Annotated in this window: 22 protein-coding genes and 1 rRNA gene; 16 read left to right on the top strand and 7 right to left on the bottom strand. The window is 27.1% G+C overall.

What is annotated here, in order from left to right; translation table 11 throughout:
- Nucleotides 1-73 precede the first annotated feature (73 nt).
- The 12 genes from rrf (at nt 74) to rsmI (ending at nt 8,994) form a co-directional block, all read left to right on the top strand.
- Nucleotides 74-190 (top strand): 5S ribosomal RNA (rrf, locus tag N4A48_RS07675).
- 212 nt (nt 191-402) lie between these two features.
- Nucleotides 403-531, top strand: coding sequence for a hypothetical protein (locus tag N4A48_RS07670; RefSeq protein WP_293665284.1), 129 nt, complete (start codon nt 403-405; stop codon nt 529-531).
- 9 nt (nt 532-540) lie between these two features.
- Entirely contained in the window at nt 541-756 is a 216-nt protein-coding gene (locus N4A48_RS07665; RefSeq protein WP_293665289.1) for a GNAT family N-acetyltransferase, read from the top strand.
- Nucleotides 753-2,345 (top strand): methyl-accepting chemotaxis protein, encoded by a 1,593-nt coding sequence (locus N4A48_RS07660; RefSeq protein WP_293665283.1) that lies wholly within the window; start codon nt 753-755, stop codon nt 2,343-2,345. Before N4A48_RS07665 ends, N4A48_RS07660 begins: the two co-directional genes overlap by 4 nt.
- Before the next feature lie 125 nt (nt 2,346-2,470).
- The gene (locus N4A48_RS07655; protein ID WP_293665282.1) at nt 2,471-2,674 is read left to right on the top strand and encodes a DUF378 domain-containing protein; all 204 of its coding nucleotides are present in this window, start codon (nt 2,471-2,473) and stop codon (nt 2,672-2,674) included.
- 91 nt (nt 2,675-2,765) lie between these two features.
- Nucleotides 2,766-2,945 (top strand): sigma factor G inhibitor Gin, encoded by a 180-nt coding sequence (locus N4A48_RS07650; protein WP_293665281.1) that lies wholly within the window; start codon nt 2,766-2,768, stop codon nt 2,943-2,945.
- Between the two features lie 544 nt (nt 2,946-3,489).
- The gene (locus tag N4A48_RS07645; protein ID WP_293665280.1) at nt 3,490-4,902 is read left to right on the top strand and encodes an aminotransferase class I/II-fold pyridoxal phosphate-dependent enzyme; all 1,413 of its coding nucleotides are present in this window, start codon (nt 3,490-3,492) and stop codon (nt 4,900-4,902) included.
- Between the two features lie 10 nt (nt 4,903-4,912).
- A complete protein-coding gene (gene tmk, locus N4A48_RS07640) occupies nt 4,913-5,536 on the top strand; it encodes a dTMP kinase (RefSeq protein WP_330665071.1) in 624 nt (207 codons plus the stop codon).
- Between the two features lies 1 nt (nt 5,537).
- The gene (locus tag N4A48_RS07635) at nt 5,538-6,476 is read left to right on the top strand and encodes a DNA polymerase III subunit (RefSeq protein ID WP_293665278.1); all 939 of its coding nucleotides are present in this window, start codon (nt 5,538-5,540) and stop codon (nt 6,474-6,476) included.
- Nucleotides 6,473-7,366, top strand: a complete 894-nt coding sequence (locus N4A48_RS07630; RefSeq protein ID WP_293665277.1) for a PSP1 domain-containing protein — start codon at nt 6,473-6,475, stop codon at nt 7,364-7,366. Before N4A48_RS07635 ends, N4A48_RS07630 begins: the two co-directional genes overlap by 4 nt.
- A gap of 41 nt (nt 7,367-7,407) precedes the next feature.
- The gene (locus N4A48_RS07625; protein WP_293665276.1) at nt 7,408-8,160 is read left to right on the top strand and encodes a tRNA1(Val) (adenine(37)-N6)-methyltransferase; all 753 of its coding nucleotides are present in this window, start codon (nt 7,408-7,410) and stop codon (nt 8,158-8,160) included.
- Nucleotides 8,161-8,994, top strand: coding sequence for a 16S rRNA (cytidine(1402)-2'-O)-methyltransferase (rsmI, locus tag N4A48_RS07620; protein WP_293665275.1), 834 nt, complete (start codon nt 8,161-8,163; stop codon nt 8,992-8,994).
- Nucleotides 8,995-9,054: 60 nt separating this feature from the next.
- Here the strand turns inward: rsmI and N4A48_RS07615 are convergent, their stop codons facing one another.
- Entirely contained in the window at nt 9,055-9,300 is a 246-nt protein-coding gene (locus tag N4A48_RS07615; RefSeq protein WP_443081748.1) for an AbrB/MazE/SpoVT family DNA-binding domain-containing protein, read from the bottom strand.
- Nucleotides 9,301-9,445: 145 nt separating this feature from the next.
- Between N4A48_RS07615 and N4A48_RS07610 the strand changes: the two genes are divergently transcribed.
- The 3 genes from N4A48_RS07610 to N4A48_RS07600 all read left to right on the top strand — a co-directional run bounded on the left by N4A48_RS07610 (nt 9,446) and on the right by N4A48_RS07600 (nt 13,335).
- Nucleotides 9,446-10,396, top strand: a complete 951-nt coding sequence (locus N4A48_RS07610; protein WP_293665274.1) for a DNA double-strand break repair nuclease NurA — start codon at nt 9,446-9,448, stop codon at nt 10,394-10,396.
- A gap of 12 nt (nt 10,397-10,408) precedes the next feature.
- Nucleotides 10,409-12,256, top strand: a complete 1,848-nt coding sequence (locus tag N4A48_RS07605; protein WP_293665273.1) for an ATP-binding protein — start codon at nt 10,409-10,411, stop codon at nt 12,254-12,256.
- Nucleotides 12,257-12,849: 593 nt separating this feature from the next.
- Nucleotides 12,850-13,335, top strand: a complete 486-nt coding sequence (locus N4A48_RS07600; RefSeq protein ID WP_293665272.1) for a hypothetical protein — start codon at nt 12,850-12,852, stop codon at nt 13,333-13,335.
- A gap of 49 nt (nt 13,336-13,384) precedes the next feature.
- Here N4A48_RS07600 and N4A48_RS07595 read toward each other — a convergent pair whose 3' ends face one another.
- Nucleotides 13,385-13,924 (bottom strand): type III toxin-antitoxin system ToxN/AbiQ family toxin, encoded by a 540-nt coding sequence (locus N4A48_RS07595; protein ID WP_293665271.1) that lies wholly within the window; start codon nt 13,922-13,924, stop codon nt 13,385-13,387.
- Nucleotides 13,925-14,684: 760 nt separating this feature from the next.
- Between N4A48_RS07595 and N4A48_RS07590 the strand changes: the two genes are divergently transcribed.
- A complete protein-coding gene (locus N4A48_RS07590) occupies nt 14,685-16,004 on the top strand; it encodes a hypothetical protein (RefSeq protein ID WP_293665270.1) in 1,320 nt (439 codons plus the stop codon).
- 429 nt (nt 16,005-16,433) lie between these two features.
- On the opposite strand, the gene N4A48_RS07585 is transcribed toward N4A48_RS07590, so the two are convergent.
- The 5 genes from N4A48_RS07585 to N4A48_RS07565 form a co-directional block, all read right to left on the bottom strand.
- Nucleotides 16,434-16,628, bottom strand: a complete 195-nt coding sequence (locus N4A48_RS07585) for an H-type small acid-soluble spore protein (RefSeq protein WP_293665269.1) — start codon at nt 16,626-16,628, stop codon at nt 16,434-16,436.
- A gap of 122 nt (nt 16,629-16,750) precedes the next feature.
- On the bottom strand, nt 16,751-17,179 hold the full coding sequence (locus tag N4A48_RS07580; RefSeq protein WP_293665268.1) for an Lrp/AsnC family transcriptional regulator: 429 nt from the start codon (nt 17,177-17,179) through the stop codon (nt 16,751-16,753).
- Between the two features lie 145 nt (nt 17,180-17,324).
- A complete protein-coding gene (locus N4A48_RS07575; RefSeq protein WP_293665266.1) occupies nt 17,325-18,371 on the bottom strand; it encodes a polysaccharide deacetylase family protein in 1,047 nt (348 codons plus the stop codon).
- Nucleotides 18,372-18,381: 10 nt separating this feature from the next.
- Nucleotides 18,382-19,836, bottom strand: coding sequence for a putative glycoside hydrolase (locus tag N4A48_RS07570; protein ID WP_293665265.1), 1,455 nt, complete (start codon nt 19,834-19,836; stop codon nt 18,382-18,384).
- Between the two features lie 419 nt (nt 19,837-20,255).
- Nucleotides 20,256-20,930 (bottom strand): TetR/AcrR family transcriptional regulator, encoded by a 675-nt coding sequence (locus tag N4A48_RS07565; RefSeq protein WP_293665264.1) that lies wholly within the window; start codon nt 20,928-20,930, stop codon nt 20,256-20,258.
- Nucleotides 20,931-21,051: the final 121 nt, after the last annotated feature.

The following is a 21,051-nucleotide window of genomic DNA, read 5'->3' as shown; positions in this document are numbered from 1 at the left end:
TGTAGCTCAGTGGTAGAGTTCCGGCCTTCCAAGCCGGCTGCGAGGGTTCGACTCCCTTCACCCGCTCCAAATATGTGGTTATTATAGCAAAGAGGATACACCTGTTCCCATTCCGAACACAGAAGTTAAGCTCTTTAGCGCCGATGGTACTTGGGGGGCAGCCCCCTGGGAGAGTAGGACGTAGCCACGTAAAAAGACTGTCAAATGACAGTCTTTTTTTTGTAAAAATATTAGCATAATAAAGGTTTTTTTATCGCTATACAGAATATTTAATAAATGTTAATAAATATAATATTAGGTAAATATAATAATATAGAATTTTAGATTATTTTTCTTTGTTGTATTCACAATTTAAAGAGGAATATAAATCCTATTCGCTATAAAAGAAGAGGGGGGAGTCACATGAGTGAAGTAAGTATAAGGGTAGTCAAAATAGAGGATGCACCGTATATAAATGAAATAAAGCGGATGAAGGGTAAAAGACTTAGGCATAGTGCTAGTATAGTAATTATTGTACATAGAGAGTATTAATCTAAAGGGATAGATAAAAAACTTATGGAAGAAATATTAGATTTAGCTGATAATTGGTTAATGCTAAAAAGAATTGAACTTGGGGTTTTTGTAGACAATGAAAAAGTAATAAACTTATATGAATCATGTGGATTTAAAATAGAAGGAAGACGAAAATATGCAGCTATACGAAATGGTAAATATGAAGATGAATATATAATATATAAGGAAGGTAATAGAATATGAAATATATAGGTATAGTGTTGAGTTCGGTAATTGCTACTTTAATTATATTTTTTATGAAGCAACTGCAAGGCTTATATTTTGGGACATGCGTATTACTAGTATTGATAACTATGAATGTTATTAACACTATGAATAATAAAAAAAACATATCACAAGAAAATATAGAAAAATCAAATTTATTAAAAGAAAGAAATTTAAGTCAAGTTTTTACAAATGAATTAGGAATATTTGGGAAAAATTTAAATGAATTTTTACAAGATGTAAGAACTATAATAGCCAATACATATTCTCTATCACAAAAGCTTAATGAAAATACAAATATAATATCAAACAACGTATACAATAACTCAGTTGCATTTGATGAAACTCTCTCTACAATAGATGATTTATCTAAAACAATGCAGTATCAAGTAAATGAAATAAATAAGCTCGAAGATACATCTAAAATGTTATTTAAGCATGGAAGTATATCTAAGGATAACTCTGAAAGAGCTATAAATGAAGTTGAAAATATGAATGAAACTATAAAACATAATAAAGAAGTCTTTGTTAAGGTGATAAATTTATTAAAACAAAGTAAAAATGCAGGAAATAATATGGCACATGAAATAATAACATTAACTGAAGAAGTAAAAGATATATATAATATAACGGATGAGGTTGAGAATATATCTAAACAAACAAACTTGCTGGCTCTTAATGCGGCAATAGAGGCAGCTAGAGCTGGAGAAGCAGGGAAAGGTTTTGCTGTTGTAGCTGACGAAATAAGAAAGCTTGCAGTACAATCTTCAGAGTCTGTAGCTAAAATATCTCAAATAATAAATTTAGTAACGGATAAAATAATGTATATGTCTGATAAAATGCAAAGTGAAATGGATATTATAAACAAAGATATAAGTATAGCAGATGAATCTATACATTCTTTAGAAAATATATATATAAAATCAGAAAAAGTTATAACGGATGTTAGAAATATACATGAAAGCTCTAACAAACAATTAGAGTTAACACAAGAAGTAAATCAAATAATAAAAGAATTTACCTTCATAGTAGATGAAACAAATAAAGTATCATCTGAAATAAATAAAGATAGTATACAACATTCATCTGCGATACAATCAATAGCATCATCTGTTGTACAACTTGAGAATATGTCTAGTGATACATATAAGTATATGAAGAAATATCTAGATAGCTTCAAATTAGATGAAGATATGAATAATAGAATAAAAAAGTCATTTGATATATTAAAAAAAATATCGAATGAAAAAGATATTTTATCAAAAAATAATAATACTAATCTTAGAAATAATCTAAAGAATACAGTAAAGTCTAATTCTTATTTTGAAGTTATATGTATTTTAAATAAAGAAGGATATAGTACTGTATCAAATATAGATGAAGAAGATTTTGTACAAAATTTCAAGCATAGAGATTACTTTAAAAAAGCAATTAATGGAGAGCAGTTTAAATCAAAGCCATACATATCAGTAGATACTGGGCATTATTGTGTAGCGATATCGATACCTCTAAAAGATAAAAATAAAAATATATCAGGGTGCATAATGGCAGACGTAATAGTAGGATAAAATATTTCTCGGGAAATAATATAAAAAATTACATGTTTTTACCTTAAGCAACAATAATGTGATGTAATATTTTATTAAAACATACAGATACTATAACTAAATACGATGAAAAGGAGTGGCTAAATATGAAAAGGCTAGCCTTAGTTTTAGTTATAATAGGATCTTTAAATTGGGGATTAATAGGTTTATTAAATTTTGATTTAGTAGCTACATTATTCGGTGGATCTACTTCGTTTTTAAGTAGAACTATATATGCATTAGTTGGGATAGCTGGTATATATGCTATAACTTTATTGTTTAACAATAGAGAAGATAGAAATCGTGCATAAATGAAAAAAATAGAAGGATTTATCCTTCTATTTTTTTGTATGCAATTTAATAATGATGTAAATAATATAATTAAAGAAAGGGGATGATTATGTGCAAACAAATAAAAAGTGTTACATATGTAATAAAGAATCAGAGAAAGGGATAGATATATTAGGAAGCTATATATGTAGAAATTGTGAACAAGAGATGATAAATGATGAAGGAAGCGAATTAAAAATGGAATACTATAAGAGCAAAGTAAAGAGTCTTTGGAAGAATAATTTATCTTAGATATATATTAAAAGCTATACTTTAAGTATAGCTTTTTTGTTATAATGAACTATGAAATTGAATACTTATATAAATTTAAAATTTCTATTTATCCCCAAAATGAAACTCATTGAAATACCACTACTTAGTCAATATTTTAATAAAACTAAAGTTTGAGTCTTATTAAATATCCTAAAACTTTTAAACTCCCTACGGTCAAACAAAAAAGTTTCTTAGCGGATATTTAAACGCCTCAATCTAAGTTTTATAGAAAAATATTAACCAAAAGTAGCTAACATTACAATGAGCATCATTTTTAGTGGGGGTTTAGATAGAAAAATTGAAGTAAATCGAAATTATATTTATCCGAAAGCTAAGAGTTCTAACACTGCATACTCTTCAGGTTGGAGATGAGAACTCTGTAACTTCTGGATAAGTTCAACTAACCTTTAGATGGAGTTACAAACTCAATCTGAAGATAAGTTTCACTTAATAGAAGAAATTAAAGTTAGGATTAAGGAAAAGCTTAAATTACTAAAAAATTAAAATACAAAGGTGATAGATTGTGAATACTCCTATAATAGATAAACTAAATGATATAAAAAATAGTGATATGATATCTTTTCATGTGCCTGGACATAAGAATGGAAAGATATTCGATAGATTAGGTTATAGTGATTTTAAAAATAATATAGTCAATATAGATACAACAGAAATACCTGGAACTGATAATTTACATTCTCCAGAGGAAGTAATAAAAGAATCTCAAGATATAGCTTCAAAATTATTTAAATCAGATCATACATTTTTTTTAGTTAATGGAACAACTTGTGGTATACAGGCTGCTATAATGGCTGTGTGCTCAATAAAGGATAAGATAATAGTGAATAGGGATTGCCATCAATCCGTCATAAATACATGTATACTAGGCGATATAGAGCCTATATATGTAAACCCTGATATAGATATGAAGTCTGGTATATCTCTTGGAGTAAAATTAGATGATATAAAAAGATTGGTTGAAGAAGATGAAGATATAAAAGCTGTACTTATAACATCTCCTACATACTATGGAATAAATTCAGATATTAAGTCAATATCTGAATACCTACATAAAAAAAATAAAATACTTATAGTAGATGAAGCACATGGATCTCATATAGGGCTTAGTGATAGATTGGGAGTTAGTGCTATAGAGCAAGGAGCAGATATATCTATTCAAAGCACTCATAAAACTCTTACCTGTTTTACTCAAGCATCAATGCTTCATGTGAAATCAAGTAGAGTTGATATAAATAGATTAAAATCATTTCTTAGAATAGTTCAATCATCATCTCCATCTTATATGTTAATTGCATCTATTGAAATGGCAGTAAAAATATATAAAGATTATGGTAAAGAATTGATGGAAGAATTAATGGATAACATAGATAAGACTAACAATTATATAAAAAATTTTAAAAATATATATCTATACGATTATAAAGACAATGATATAACTAAGATGTATATTATAACTAAAAATCTAAATAAATCAGGATATGAAATAGAAGATGTATTAAGAGAGAAGTATAATATACAAGTGGAATTATCTAATCCATATGGGATATTACTAATATGTAGTATAGGAAATGACAAGAATGATTTTGAAAAACTAAAACAAGCATTAGGAGATATAGATAATGAAATAGGAAACAAAGATTTAATAGAAATAGATTATCCAAATTATATTCCACAAAAAGCACTTAATCCTAGAGAAGCTTTTTATTCAAATAAAAAAAGTATACCTATAAAAGATGCAGTAGGAAAGATATGTGCAGAATATATAATTCCGTACCCTCCAGGCATAAGCTTATTATCTCCTGGAGAAATAATAACTAAAGAAATAATAGAGTATGTACAGAACTGTAAAAATATAGGAATGAATATTACGGGTATTGAGGATAGAGATTTAAATTTCATAAAGATAATAGACTAGAGGTGATATTTTGAAAGGATTATTTATAAGTATAGAAGGACCTGATGGATCAGGAAAGTCCACTCAAATAAAATTATTAAGAGATTATTTACAAAATAAAGGGTACGATATAGCACTTACTAGAGAACCGGGAGGAACCCAAATAAGTGAAAAAATAAGAAATATAATACTCGATAAAGAAAATAAAAGTATGCATTCAAGAACAGAGGCTTTATTATATGCAGCATCAAGAGCTCAACATGTAGAGGAGATTATAAAACCTGCATTAAAAGAAAATAAAATAGTAATATGTGATAGATTCGTAGATTCAAGCCTTATATATCAAGGAATAGGAAGAGGGCTAGGGATTGAAAATATATATGATCTTAATTTATTTGCAATGCAGGATGTGATCCCGGATCTTACTTTGTTATTTGATATAGACATGTGTAGAGCAAAAAAAAGAAAAGAAAATAGAGGAAACTTAGATAGACTAGAAAGTGAAAAAGGTACTTTTCATGAGGACGTATTTAATGGGTACAAGAAATTAAAAGATCTATATCCTAAAAGAATTAAAACAGTAAGAGCTAATGGATCTATAAAACAAGTTCAAGAAGAAATAATAAATATAATAAATGATTTTTTGGAGAATTAAAATGTATTTTGATAATATAATAGGTCATGATAGAACAAAACAATTTATTTTAAATTCTATGAAAAAAGATAGAATAAGTCATGCATACTTATTTGAAGGTCCAAGTGGAATAGGAAAGATGATGTTTAGCATGGAACTGTCTAAAATTATACTCAAAACTAACAATTTAGAAAATAGTCCTGATTTTAAAATACTAAGACCAGATAAAGCTTCATTTAAAATAGGTCAGATAAGAGATATGCAATTAGATATAGTTATAAAGCCTTATAAAAATAAAAAAATATATATACTAGAAGATGCTCATAAAATGACAGTACAAGCTCAGAATGCCTTATTAAAAACCTTAGAAGAGCCTCCTAATTATGCTTTAATAATATTAATAGTTGAAAATTCTAGCTCAATATTAGATACTATAAAATCAAGATGTGAAGTAGTAAAATTTTCACCACTCACACAGATACAAATACAAAAATATCTTATAGACAACAAAAATATAGATAGTCAAAGAGCCAAGGTAATGGCTTCATTTTCTATGGGAATATTATCTAAGGCATTAGATTTATGCTATAGTGAAGAATTTAATGATAAAAGAAATGAAATACAAGAATATTTAAATATAATACAATCTAGAGATTTAGTAGATATGTATACTATCAATACAAAATTAGAAAAATATAAGTCTAATTTGAATGAAATCATGGATATATTGGTAACTTATTTTAGGGACATACTAATGATAAAACAAGGTGTAGATGAAAGTCTTATAATAAATTTAGATCAAATAGAATTTTTAAATAATTTAAGTAAGAAATTTACTTATTTCCAAATCTCAAATATTATTGATATAATAGATGAAAGTAACAAAAATCTTATGAATAATTGTAATTTTAATATGGTAATAGGAACGATGATCTTAAACATATACGAGGTGATTAAATGATAAAAGTTGTAGGAATTAGATTTAAAAAAGCAGGTAAAATATATTATTTTGACCCACTTGAATTTGATGTAAAAAAAGATATGAATGTTATAGTAGAAACGGCTAGAGGGCTTGAATATGGAAGCATAATAGTAGGACCTAAGGAAGTTGGCGAGGACGAAATAGTAGCACCACTTAAGCCTATTGTAAGAATAGCTACAGAAGAGGATACTAATATATATGATGAAAATCAAAATAAAGCTAAATTAGCTTTTGACATTTGCATTGAAAAAATAAAAGAATATGAACTTGATATGTATTTAATAGATTCGGAATATACGTTTGATAGAAATAAGCTTATATTTTATTTTACAGCAGAAGGTAGAGTTGACTTTAGAGATTTAGTTAAAGGACTAGCTGCAATATTTAAAACTAGAATAGAACTTAGACAAATAGGAGTAAGAGATGAAGCAAAGACAATAGGAGGACTTGGACCTTGTGGAAAGCCTCTTTGCTGTTCAACTTGGCTTGGAGATTTTCAACCTGTTTCTATAAAAATGGCAAAGGATCAAGATTTATCACTTAACCCAAGTAAAATATCTGGAATATGCGGAAGATTATTTTGCTGCTTAAAATATGAGCATAATACATATAGTGAGATATTAGAAAAAATGCCATCTGTAGGAACTTTAGTTATGACGCCTGATGGAAAAGGAAAAATAACAGATACTAATACCTTAGCAGAAAAAGTAAGAGTTGAAATAGATAAAGGGAAAAAGTCTGAAACTAATGTATATGAACTTCACGAAATAAGTATTATAAAAGAATCTAGAAAGTGTGGCGGATGCTGCACAAAAAATGAGCAAATAGATCCTCAAACTTTGAAAGAGCTTAAAATGTTAGAAGATTAATTTTGGATTTTTAGCTTGATTTTAATTAAAAGGAGAATGAGATGGATATAAAGTTAAAGGACAGTGAAAGAATAGACGATCTTCAAATAAAGGGGCTTAAAATAATTCAAGATAAAGAAGGATTTTGTTTTGGAATAGATGCAGTACTTCTTGCGAATTTTAGTAAAGTGAAAAACAATGCTAAAGTAGTAGATTTAGGAACAGGAACAGGTATAATACCTATACTAATAGCAGGTAAAAGTAGAGCTAAAGAAGTAATCGGTATTGAAATTCAAGAAGAAGTTGCTGAGATGGCAAATAGATCAATAAATATTAATAATTTAGAGGATAGGGTAAGAGTAGTAAATGAGGACTTAAAGAATATAGATAGTATACTTGAGGTTAATACATTTCATGTGGTAACCTCTAACCCTCCTTATATGAAGATAGATGGATTAAAAAATATAAATGATAAAAAGGCTATATCAAGACATGAAATAAAGTGTGATTTAGAAGATGTTATAAAAGCTGCATCTAGATTATTAATGCATAATGGAAAATTTTTTATGATACATAGGCCTATAAGAATAGCTGATATAATAACTATATCTAGAAAATATAAATTAGAGCCTAAAGAAATACAGTTTATTCATCCTAAAGTAGGTAAAGCTCCTAATCTAATGATGGTTGCATTTACAAAGGCTGGAAAACCAGAGCTTAAAGTATTAGATCCACTTTATGTATATAAAGAAGATGGAGAATATACAGATGAAATAAAAGATATTTATTTAAAACAAGATATAGGAGAGAATTAAATGAAGGGTAATCTTTATGTATGTGCAACACCAATAGGAAATTTAGAAGATATAACTATAAGAACATTAAATATACTAAAAGATGTAGATTTAATAGCAGCAGAGGATACTAGGCACAGTATAAAGCTTTTAAATCATTATAATATATCAAAGCCTCTTACAAGCTATCATGAACATAATAAAGCTAATAAGGGAAGCTTTATAATAGAAAAAATATTAAATGGAGAGAATGTAGCTATAATTACTGATGCTGGCATGCCTGGAATATCTGACCCTGGAGAAGACCTTATAAGACAAGCTATAGATGAAGGAATAAAGGTAAATGTACTTCCAGGAGCCACAGCATTTGTCACTGCACTTGTTGGAAGTGGTCTTAAAACGAGAAAATTTGCATTTGAAGGATTTTTAAATAGAGATAAAAAGGTAAGACGACAAGAATTAGAAGAATTAAAGCATGAAAGAAGAACTTTGATATTTTATGAGTCTCCACATAGACTAAAAAACACACTTTCTGATATACTTAAAATATTAGGGAATAGACAAATATGTATATGCAGAGAAATTACAAAAAAATATGAAGAAATAATAAGAACTAGCGTTGAGGAAGCTTTAGATATATTTAAAGAAAGGGAAATAAAAGGAGAGTTTGTACTTATATTAAATGGATTTAACGGAGAAATACAAAATTTAAATAGTAACGATGATTTAAGTATACGTGAGTATGTAACAAAGCTTATAAATGATGGAATGAGTAAAAAAGATGCTACAAAGCATGTTGCAAAAGAAAGAAAGTTACCTAAAAATGAAGTTTATCAAGAAGTATTAGATATATAGTATAAAAAAAGTCCCCTAGGGGACTTTTTAGGTTAAGAACATATTAGCATAAAGTAAATTTTACTTAATTTCTGATATATTTTCGATACAATTAGGACAGATATTCTTACCAGAGAAATATTGAATATCTTTTGCATTTCCACAGAAGATACAAGCTGGCTCATATTTTTTTAATATTATATTCTCACCATCAACATATATTTCTAAAGCATCCTTTTCAGCTATATTTAATGTTCTTCTTAACTCTATTGGAATAACGACTCTTCCTAATTCATCAACTTTTCTTACTATTCCTGTAGATTTCATGATTATACCTCCTATATTATGAATAACAACATTTTTCGACAATTTATATATTTAAATAATAACAAGGCTGTCAATAAAAGTCAACATAAAGTAGCAAAATAAGTTTAGATTTAACATAAACTTAACAAAAAGAGGTGAGATTGAATTGGAAATAAACAATGATTTAATTAATAATTTTAAAGAGGTTAATTGTAAATTAAAAAGTATTCATAAGCCTCTTAAAGATATAGGAACAAAAAAAATACGACAAGAATTAGATATAAAAAATATGAAAAAACTTAGTGATAAAGAATTAATAAGTATTAGAAATAAAGGAGATATAGTTGGTGTAGACGGAAGCAAAAACAAAAAGGGGAATTTACACCCTCATTACTTAGTAGCCATAAGTGCACTTGCAAAGAGTATGGATTTAAGTAAAGAGCCTATAGCATTATACGAATTATTCTCGCCATTAATAGATAAAATTAGTAGTGAAAAAGCTAAAGAAAAAGAAGAAAATATAATGTCTTATCTAGAAGTAGAAGTTGCAATTAAGAGTATACAAAAATATAGTCCACATATTATAATGATGGATGGTTCTTTAATGACATATAGTATAAAGTGGCATGATAAGTGGAAAGAACTTAAAAGAAAATGTATAGAAAATAATATACTTTTAATAGGAATAATAGAAGAAATAAAAACCAAAGAAATGGTACAAGTATTGAAATCAAAAAATATAGACATAGGGGAAGATGTATATGACAAGGAAGTACTGTTTGGGACATTAAAGGAAGGCGAATATATAAATATACTACCTAAAAAATCCAAAAAAACGAAAGAGGATATAGATTGTTGCTTTTTGAGAACATCGTTAGATCCTAGTATTATAGCTATGGATTTTTTATCAGTTCAAAAGGAAAATATGGGTAAACTTTGCGACATAGTTTATACACTAACCCCTAAGAATTCAAGAGGAATACCTATATGGTTAGATATAGTAGACAAAGAAGTAAAAATAACAGATGAAATGATGAAGGCTTTAATAGATACATATATAGATAAGGATTTATCTAATTTATTTATAAAACCTAAAAGAGAAGAAAGAAGCTTGTAAGGAGGAGTTAATATGCAAGTTGTAGGTATTACTACACAACAAGAAGTAAGTGTTGTAACAAAAGAAAGACCGTTTAAAATAAATGAAATAATAGTAATAGAGGATGATTATCAAAAAAATCAATTAGGTGAAGTGGTTGAAACTATGTCATACAATAGGTATATACCACTTAATATAAATGGAGGACTTATAGACTCCAGTGTATTAAACTCTCTTAGTCAGTTAGGATATAAAGTTGGAGAAGAGACTATTCATCTAGCGAAAATAAGACTTTTAGAAGAAGCAGAGTACCCTATATGTACAGGAGCTAATGTTAGAAAGCCTCATTTTAAAGAAGTGAAAGATCTGTTCATAAAATGTGAGAAAGACAAAGGATTATTACTAGGAGAAATAAAATCAACAGAAGATATGGAATATAGTATGGATGATAATCTTAAGGATACACTTTGCATATGGAACAAAGAAGGGATAACTAATCAAAAGGGTATACCATTTATATTTGATATAAAGAAGATGCAGCAGTATCCCCATATAGGCATATTTGGAGGATCTGGCTCTGGTAAAAGCTTTGGTAGTAGGGTTATACTTGAGGAAATTATGAAGCTTAATATACCTACAGTAGTATTAGACCCTCATTTCGAAATGGATTTTTCAAATAAGTGCCTTGATCTAGAAGAGAAATATTTGACTGATTTTAAAAATAAATTCACTATATATCAAATAGGAGTAGATGTAGGAGTTAAATTTGAAGATTTAAACAAAAATGAATTAAAAAAATTATTAACAGCATCAGGTAATATAACGGATTCTATGAGTAATGTAATAGATAATATATACAGAAAAAGAGATACATATATGACATTTTTGAAAAGACTTGAATATCTAGCAGAAGGTCAAAGATTAGGTTCAGAGAAAAAAATATACGATAAGATGAATACTAGTGAAGAAGTATATGAAAAGAAAAAATATTCCGATATACAAAAACTATTTTTAGAATACAATACAAAATGCCCTCCAGCTTCTGTAAGTGGAGTTATATGGAGATTAACTAGACTATATAACGAAGGAATTTTCTCAAAGGATATAGATCCTATAGAAAATAGTATTAAAGAAGGTAAACTAATAGTTATACAAGGCGATATGAGGCTTATACAGGTGTTTTCTACATATCTTTTAAATAAACTATATCATAAAAGAAGAGATTATAAGGACGCTAAATATAAGGAAGTAGAAAACAGTGAATTTTTTCCACCATTTATAATAGTAACTGATGAAGCACATAACTTTGCTCCAAAGGGATATGAAGCTCCTTCTAAATCTATAATAAAGGAAATAGCTCAAGAGGGTAGAAAGTATGGAGTATTTTTAATACTTGCAACACAAAGACCTACTCTTTTAGATGAGACAGTTACTGCTCAATTAAACACTAAATTTGTATTTAGAACTGTAAGAGCATCTGATATAGCTACAATAAAGGAAGAAACAGATATAAGTACAGACGAAGCAAAGAGACTTCCTTACTTAAGGTCTGGAGATACGTTTGTATCATCAGCTATAATAGGAAGAACAATACCTGTTAGAATAAGAATGGCTAAAAGTACAAGCCCTCATACAGAGAACCCTTTTGATGAGTTAAGCTTATTTATAGAAGAATCAAAGAATAAGGTATTTGATATTATAAAAACTAGGTTTCCGATAAAAGAAATGGAGCTTGATGATATATTGATAACACTTGAGAGAAATGAAGTGAATATGAATATAAAACAGCTAGAGAGTGAGCTTGATAGATTGGTTGATGATAAAAAGCTTATGAAGGGAGAGAATATGTGGGGATATTTTTATAATATTGTGGATAAATAAAAATAAATGCTCTTAAGCCCAAAATGATGCTCATTGAAATACCGCTATTTAGTCAACATTTTAATAAAACTAAAGATTGTGTCTTATTAAATATTCTAAAACTTCATCAACTCCCTATGGTCAAACAATGAAGTTTCTTAACGAATATTTAAACTACACAATCTAAGTTTTATAGTAAAATGTTAACAAAAAATAGCTAACATTTAAATGAGCATCATTTTTGAGTTTGGAGTCTTACCAATTGAGTAATTATATTTTATTTTTATACTTCTTAATCACTTGTTCTTTGAGTTCTTTGAAATGGCTATTATGTTTTTCTTTTTCAAGTTCTTTTTTATCAGTTTTATTCAAATTAAATTTACCTTGATATAGTGCATTTATCTAATATCCATCTATTTTTCTTAAATTATATTGTATATATAAGTATGTACACTAATAAAATGATAATAGGATTTGATTTATCCGAAAGTTAAGAGTTCTAAAACTTCATCTTCTTAAAGCTGTAGATGAGAACTCTATAACTTCTGGATAAGTTCAACTAACCTTCAGGTGGAGTCATAAACTCCACCTGAAGATAAGTTGAACTTGATGATATGGGGGGTGAGGATATAGAGGTTATAAAAATGACAAAAATAAGACTATTGTTTATTTTGATTTTAGAATGCTTAATTATATATATGTTTTATCCTAAAATGAATACTTATATTTATATAGGAGAAAGTAATCATTGGATTGCAAAGTATAAAGTGAATTGGGAAAAAGTCAAAATAAACAGTAAAGAACAGTATGAAATAAAAGCTACAAGGAAACTTACTTTAAAATATAAAGGAAAGCTCTCAGAATTATTCTCAGCAAAACAACTTAATTATTCTCTTAGAAGAAACAATGGTGGAGGAAGAGGAAAAACAAATCTTAAATATTTATACAACTATAAAAAATTTATGTTATATAAATTAGGTTGCACTAACTCACAATCATGCTCTATTGGAAAATCAATAGAAGATAAGGATGAGATAGTTAAACTTACGATAAGCTTAGATGGGAATACTGAGATAATCGAATTGAAAAATTCAAAATAAATTAAAAATAAATGGTATTTTTATACCATTTATTTTTAAAATTTCGTTTTTATTTCGCACTTTCTGTTAAATTAGCAGAATCAAGATATTTTTCTTTTGCTAAAATGTCTTTTAAATCAGTTACATCAGTATCAGATTCAATACTTTTAATATATTCCTTACATTTAGATTCTAACAGTAGATAATTACAGCAAAATTCTTCTAGCTTAGGTTGTTTTTTTGAATTAACGATTTTATATAACCTTCTAGTTTTCTTTTCTACTTTATTAAAATTATCACTTATAAACTTAAATTGTTTTTTTAATACATTCCTATATTTTCTGTTCTTTTCTTGATCATTATAAAATATTTCTGTATCTATATCAAAATTTATAATAGCTTTATTACAAACAGGTATCATATTATTAATATTTATTACACCTAATTCTCCATCTGCTAATTTTATAATATCTGGTTTTTTATTTTGAAAAGTTTTATGTTTTTCCTTTGGAGATGATAAAGGGGCAAAATATTTTAATGAATTAACTTCTATTAATGCACCCACATACCTTCTTTTTTCACCCTTATTTAAACTAACTTTCTTAATCATATGTTCTTAAAAAATCTATATAGTCATCTTTCACTGAACAAATAGTAATTTTTGACATTAGAATATCTCCTCAATAGTAAAATAGGGTAGCTATAAGCTACCCTAAACAAAATTTCTTTTTTAGTTCCTCACTTATACGGCAGAGGGTTTCCGACTTTTTTAGTTTCTCACTTATACGGCAGAGAGTCTCCAACTTTTTTAAAACTTTCGTTACTTTCATTATAGTAGTATCTCTATATTTTTGCAACCCTATACTAGAAAATAATATTATTTTTGGCACAGGATTTAATCATAGAAACTAGCCTGATTTTCACATACAAATAATAATATTATCACTATTAATCTACATAAAATTCATTGTAAAGAAAAGATGCATAAAAAAAGATAGATTTGAAATTGATTTTGGGAAAAGTTTCTGCTAATTTTTAATTTTAAATATACCGATAAAAATAATGAATAGATAATTATTTAATACACCTCATTTAGTTAGACTTCCTTCACCCAGGGAGTCTTTTTTTGGAATTCTTATCTGATATTGTGTATTATGCGAAGTTTTTTTCATTTAAAAATATTTCAGATAACTATTATGGTATAATTTAACTTGATAATTAAATCTATAATAACCAAATATGCATATAACTGTAAGTTGGGCAAAAAATAGTTATATGAAATTGGTCGTAGGATATTGTGCCACCTTGGCGTAGATTTTGAATGTAGCATTAGCTTATGCTTAAATTTTTAATGATTGGGGTTTTAAATTGTGATAGATACTTCTAATTTACCTGTTCTTTTTGAAGATTTCTTCAAAGATAATATGATAAATATATATGTTGATAAAATTCAAACTGATGAAAACAAACTTAGACTTAAAGATAAAAATTCCCAATTATATATTAATATTATTTGGGAAGATGTTATATATGAATTGTTTGATAACAATAAAGAAAATTTTCTTACATTTATCAATGAAAATTTAAATGTAGCAGAATTGTTATTATATATTGCCTCCAATGATATATATGTTAATTGTAACAAGTTTTTAAATTCGTGGCAGTCTTATCAAAAACATGAAGATAGAAAAATAATAGGTTTTTTCGAAACTAAAAAAAAATATGCAGAGTTTGAAATCGAAGAAAACCATGAGTTTATAAATGAATACTATGATGATTTGTGCTATTTTGATTTAATAACACATTTTTCAATAGGTGATATTGAGATAAGAATATCTTCACCAAGCGATATTTACAGAATACTTTTTTTCCATCAGATTTCAGATAAGATTTTAAGATTACCATCAGACTATATAAGTTGGAATGAAAATTCATGGAAGAATAGAATTACAATGAGTTTTAAAAATATTAGCGGAAATAATAAAGAAGCTTTAATTAATGATGTTCTTCAAGAAGCACTATTTATAATGAAATTGTATAATAAACAAATATATAACTTGGGTATAACAACTTATTCTGGTCAAAAATCCATACAAAATCTTGAAGAATACCCATTTAAAAAATTCCCTAAATCTGATTATGTTGAACCTTTGTGCTTTTATAATGAAGCTCATAAACATTCTAACGAGATGAAATTTCTTAATTTTTATAAAGTTCTTGAATTCTTTTTTGATAAAAATAAGAAAGAACAAGCAATCATAGCAATTGATGAATATAAAAAATTGGATTCAAGTACAGAAAAGAAAGAGGAAAATTTGCACTTAAGTTTGAAAAATATTTACATTAATAGTGAAGAAGCTCAATTAAAAAATCTCTTAAAGAATGAAAAACTAGTTACACAAATTAGAGATATAATTAATAGTAACTTTGATGAATCAATGACTCCTAAAAAATTTGTTAAAAAATTGTATAAGGTTAGAAATAATATAGTACATAGTCAAGACTCTTCAAGTAAAATTCCTGAAATATTAATTAATGAAGATGTTTTCGCAGAAAATAATTATGGATTAGGGTTGTCAAACTGGATTGATATAACTGAAGAATTATGCTTAATATGTATTCAACATTTTTGTTATAATGATGAAACTGATATGGTTGTAAAGTTTCACAATGACTGCTGGAAATATTAATTGAACAAAAATATAATCTTAAAAAATAAATTAAAGTATATACAACTACCTGTATTTGAATATACTATAGCCTAAATAAACATCAAGAAGCTATAGAAACACTGTTTGTTTATAATTATTCTTATTTTTTCTATGTTAAAAATAATGAGGTAAGAGCTGATTTAAAATAGAAGAATAAATACTAAAAACTATCTATAAAAATGTTAGTGAATGCTTGTAGATATTTTGATTAATATAACTTAGGTTTTGTCGTTTAATAATCCGTTAAGAAATTTGCGTGTCTGACCGTAGGGAGTTCGTAAATTTTAGGATTATTAATAAGACGAAATCTTAGTTGTATTCAAAATATCGTTGCATTCACGGTATTTTTATAGATAGTTTTTGATTACCCACAAAATATAGATAAAGTAGTAATATTTTATTAACTTTTTAATGTCTTCCTATATGCTCATTCTCAACCAACTCATCAATAGGAACCACCATTCTTTTATCCTTACTCAAACTCTTAACATAAACAGTTTCTGTTCTGCTATCAATATTCTCAAGCCATACAGGCTCATTATTGTACAAAACTTCAACATTACCATTAGATTGCAATATTTCAGTAGCTCTTCTTAAAAGCATAACAACACCTCCTCATATTATTATTTCATTGTAGAAACAATAATATGTAGATACATTAAAAAAATATGCCTATGAAAATACTTTTTTAGTATTTTCATAGGCATATTTTTAATAATTTAAATCTATAATATAGATTTTGATTCTATAGGTGAGGAAAGTATAATATGAGTTTGAGTACTTCCCATTTTCTTAATAGTATCTATTAAAGATTCAAGATCATCCATATTAGGAACCATAATCTTAATAATAACACAGCCTTGACCAGTTATATGATGACATTCTACTATACTATCATTACTATTTGCAAAATCAACAAAATGAGAGTATTTATCTGCTGGGAGTCCTATATTTATAAAAGCACTTACAGTTTTGTTTAATTTTTTAGGATTTACTACAGCCTTATATCCTAAAATTATATTATTTTCTTCTAAACGCTTAACCCTTTCTGAAACAGCAGGAGAAGTTAAACCTACCAATTGACCTAACTCTTTCATTGAAATTCTTCCATTATCCTGAAGAATTTTTATAATTTTACGATCCGTAGAATCCATAAATTACCTCCATTATATAAGTAAAACTTAATTAACAAACTATTTAATTAATTATAACATTTTTCTAGTGAATAGGAAATTGTAAACTAAAATATACCCATGAAAATATATTTGAATTAGCCTTATTTTCATAGGTATATTTTGCTTAATAAGTTATTATAGTTTTATCCTTTATATCTTTATTTAATACATCTTGATAATTAGCAGGTATAGATATAGTAGATGAATCTCCGTCACTTACATATTTTACTTGTTTATTTTCGTCAAACTTATTTAACCAATCATACAATCCAACATTATCTACATTTGTTTCACTAGCTCTAACTCTGTGAATTTTACTAAAATCAAAGTCTTTATGATAAGGAGATTTATAAGGGTCCCATCCAACAAGAAGCACTGCATTATTATAATACGATATGGAATTATATTCTCCTTTTATTGCATATACATAATCTTCACCTTGTGGCTTTCCTCCAAATGGTAAGGCTAAGGTATTTACTGGATAATCTTTAATATACTTATTTATAACCTCTATTTCTTGAACTATAGCCTTTTGTATAGTATCTTTATCTGATTTTGATAAATCAGTGTGATACAAAGTATGATTTCCTATGTCGTATCCATTTTGTATTAGAAACTTTAATTTATAATCTACATATTCATCTTGATTGAATATATTAGAGTTTAAAAAGAATGTAGCAGTAGTATCAAAATCAGGATGAGATTTCTTAAATTCTTCTAAAATACCAACAGCACAATTAGGATCTATTTTTATATTTCCATTTTCTTCAAATACTCTAAAGTTATTTTCATTTCCATCATCAAAGGTCATAACAATAGGAGTGAAACCAGCCTTTGTATTTATATTTCCGCTTACATAATCATTAAGGCTTATACAACGATATCCCTTTTCATATAAAGTATTTAAATCTTTTCTAAAATTATCAGGTGTTCTAACCCATGTTGATTCTTCTTGTCCTATATTATGATACATTAATACCATTATTTTACCAAGTTCATTAGGCTTAATCTTGTTGTAGTCTATTTTAACAGGTGTTTCTTTTTTTACTTTGTCTGATTGAGAAGAATCTAAAGGTTTTGAATTAGCTTCATCATCTGAAATATCCGATTTAGAACAGCCAGACAATAAAAGTGTTAATAAAACAAAAAGAATTATAGCTTTATTTTTCATAAAAACCTCCTTATTGTTCAAAGCTGTATCTATTACCAGCATTCCAAAGTATATATTCATCTATTCCATTATCATTTAATGCTTTTATTTGTTGTCTTACTTCAGCTCTATCATATTTAATATTACCTTTAACCCAAGATGCCGTAAAATCTTGTATCCAAGGTCTGATAGTAGCAGGATTATCTACACGTCTATTTCTATAAACAGAGTCCTTAGCTGATTGAAATACTGTTTCGTAAGGATGAGCATCAGGTACATCAAGTCCATAAACTGTATTTCCGTAATGGCTAGGATACATCATAGGGCAGACATAATCTACAACACCACTAACTGCTTCCCAGTATTGTCCAAGCCCCATATCATTTGGAACAGATCCTACAAGACCAAATATATCAGCACTTATATATACGTTTTCAGGTGAAATATTTTCTCTAGCATATTTTAAAAAGCTTTGAACAGTTTGAGCCTTACTAGTATCTCCAGAGTTATTTCTATAATCTAACTTTGAATCTAATTTACCACCATTAGATGCTGGAAATCTTACATAATCAAATTGAATTTCATTAAATCCAATTTTAGCTGCTTCCTTAGCAATGCTTATATCATATTCCCAAAGATTTCTATCATGAGGGGATGCCCATCTCAGACCATCTTTGCTTACAAATGTTGATCCAGTTTCTTTGTTTATAATAGCTCTTTCGGGATAGTACTGTGTATAAATAGGATCTTTGAATGTAACTATTCTAGCTATTAAATATATACCATTATCATTTAGCTTCTTGACTAATTTAGACATTCTTTCTTTAGATATAGCTTTCTCATTTGCTTTTGAAGCAAATTTTTCAGACGCATCTGTTTTAAATAACATATTTCCATAGTCATCTTTAACATCGATTACAAAAGCATTTATTTCACTTTCATTAGAAAGCTTAATCAACCTATCTAAACTATTCCCAAGTACAGAGTGTATAGTAACATAAATTCCTTTTACTTTTTCTCTCTTATTATTTTCATATTCATAAGTTTTAGGGTACTTAGATAAATCAACACCTTTTAAGTGTTCGCTTAAAAGTTCTTGTTTATTTTGGGTTAGAAATTCAGATGATACCCATCCAGATTTTTCTTCGTTATTGTCAGTAATGAATTTAACATTATACCATTTTATATGTTGTTCATTTTCATCAACATAAGAATTATTGTCTATAACTTCAACTTTATCAAATCTAGATAGTTTGAAAACTATAGATGACTTAGTAGAATGAGATTCTCTTACATTTAATTGAGATGCTTTTACATAAAAAATATTCTCTTTTTCTTGTTTCTCTTCTTTTTTTTGTTTCTGTTGCTTATTTTGAGTCTGCGTTTTTTCTTGAGGCGGATTATTTTCTATAGGAGCTTGGCTACATCCGACGAAAAGATACAAAAACAATGATAATGTTAGTAAAAATAAGTATTTTTTCTTCATATTGACTATCCTTTCTTAATGTCTAAATTTTTTAGTCTATAGGAAACTATATAATTTTTGTTTTGTAGATAATTTACTAAAAAAGTTACACTGTAGACTATTTTTGAGCAACGGAGCCTGTAAGGGTCGTTGGCGACATGAGTCACCGAGTTAGCGAGTAGACGAATTTTTTATAATATTATTTTAATACAAATGTTAAGTGTTTAATAGAGTATATTATGGAAATAGTACCTAAACAATTAATTCCTTAATGATTAATGAACTAAATCATAAAAGACGAATATTCTGAAAAATGAATGAAAAAATGGAAGCTTTTTAATATATATATAAGATAAATTAGGAATGCGTTTTCCTAAAATAGCATAAAAAGACATAAAATTAACAAAGAAACACATAAAATAGTATTGCAGCACAAAAAATTACACGAACAATTGGTGGTTTTTGATTAGATAATGATTTAGATTTATCTTCATAAACTTCATGGTTTTCAAGACAAATTTATCAATATCTACAGTTATGTTAGTATCTATAATATTAGATAGGATACCCTTATATATAAGCATGAAAATTTCATTTATCTCCAATATATCATCTCTTTTTATATAACCTTCTTTTGCACAATCATCCAAAAGAATATAAGCTCTATCATATATATTATTCTTTAAAAGCATAGTATATATGCTATGATCAGAATTACTTATTTCCTGAGGATAGATTTCATAATATTCACTTATATAATCGTTTAGAGAATTAGACAATTTGGCAAAAAATATAGAATAAAATATCTTAGGATTACTAAACGAATAATAGCAAAAACATTCCCAAATACGAAGTGTTCTATCTATTGAATTAGTAGAATTTTCAATGTATCTAGGAAGGTTGTCTGTATAAGGTTTAGTAAATTTCATACAAGCAGAAAATATAAGATGATCTAAATTTTCAAAATAGTTATAGAGTGTAGCACTATTATATCCCGTTAAAGAGCCCACCCTTCTAATTGTGACATAATCAATACCTTCTTCTTCTATTATTTTAGCTGTAGCGTCTATAAAACACATCATCATAGCATGTTTTTTACTTTTTTTAACGTCCATATAAAAACCTCCTTATAAGTTAATAGTATTTTCATTGTATTATAAAAAATATAATAAAATCAAAAATAAAAATAAACAGTATTATAAAAGTATAACAAAAAAAGACAGCATTCATTAAAAA

This window comes from Tepidibacter sp., assembly GCF_025210165.1.
GTDB lineage: Bacteria > Bacillota > Clostridia > Peptostreptococcales > Peptostreptococcaceae > Tepidibacter_A.
Note: the sequence above shows the minus strand (reverse complement) of the source record. Positions and strands in the feature narration are given on the sequence as shown.

Bases quoted from the DNA above. Each gene is read 5' to 3' on its own strand.
- N4A48_RS07660 (WP_293665283.1), top strand. From the start codon at position 753: ATGAAATATATAGGTATAGTGTTGAGTTCGGTAATTGCTACTTTAATT.
- N4A48_RS07580 (WP_293665268.1), bottom strand. From the start codon at position 17,179: ATGGATTCTACGGATCGTAAAATTATAAAAATTCTTCAGGATAATGGA.
- N4A48_RS07565 (WP_293665264.1), bottom strand. From the start codon at position 20,930: ATGGACGTTAAAAAAAGTAAAAAACATGCTATGATGATGTGTTTTATA.
- N4A48_RS07575 (WP_293665266.1), bottom strand. From the start codon at position 18,371: ATGAAAAATAAAGCTATAATTCTTTTTGTTTTATTAACACTTTTATTG.
- N4A48_RS07625 (WP_293665276.1), top strand. From the start codon at position 7,408: ATGGATATAAAGTTAAAGGACAGTGAAAGAATAGACGATCTTCAAATA.
- N4A48_RS07630 (WP_293665277.1), top strand. From the start codon at position 6,473: ATGATAAAAGTTGTAGGAATTAGATTTAAAAAAGCAGGTAAAATATAT.
- N4A48_RS07615 (WP_443081748.1), bottom strand. From the start codon at position 9,300: ATGAAATCTACAGGAATAGTAAGAAAAGTTGATGAATTAGGAAGAGTC.
- N4A48_RS07600 (WP_293665272.1), top strand. From the start codon at position 12,850: ATGGGGGGTGAGGATATAGAGGTTATAAAAATGACAAAAATAAGACTA.
- rsmI (WP_293665275.1), top strand. From the start codon at position 8,161: ATGAAGGGTAATCTTTATGTATGTGCAACACCAATAGGAAATTTAGAA.
- N4A48_RS07605 (WP_293665273.1), top strand. From the start codon at position 10,409: ATGCAAGTTGTAGGTATTACTACACAACAAGAAGTAAGTGTTGTAACA.
- N4A48_RS07585 (WP_293665269.1), bottom strand. From the start codon at position 16,628: ATGCTTTTAAGAAGAGCTACTGAAATATTGCAATCTAATGGTAATGTT.
- N4A48_RS07570 (WP_293665265.1), bottom strand. From the start codon at position 19,836: ATGAAGAAAAAATACTTATTTTTACTAACATTATCATTGTTTTTGTAT.
- N4A48_RS07595 (WP_293665271.1), bottom strand. From the start codon at position 13,924: ATGATTAAGAAAGTTAGTTTAAATAAGGGTGAAAAAAGAAGGTATGTG.
- N4A48_RS07635 (WP_293665278.1), top strand. From the start codon at position 5,538: ATGTATTTTGATAATATAATAGGTCATGATAGAACAAAACAATTTATT.
- N4A48_RS07670 (WP_293665284.1), top strand. From the start codon at position 403: ATGAGTGAAGTAAGTATAAGGGTAGTCAAAATAGAGGATGCACCGTAT.
- N4A48_RS07655 (WP_293665282.1), top strand. From the start codon at position 2,471: ATGAAAAGGCTAGCCTTAGTTTTAGTTATAATAGGATCTTTAAATTGG.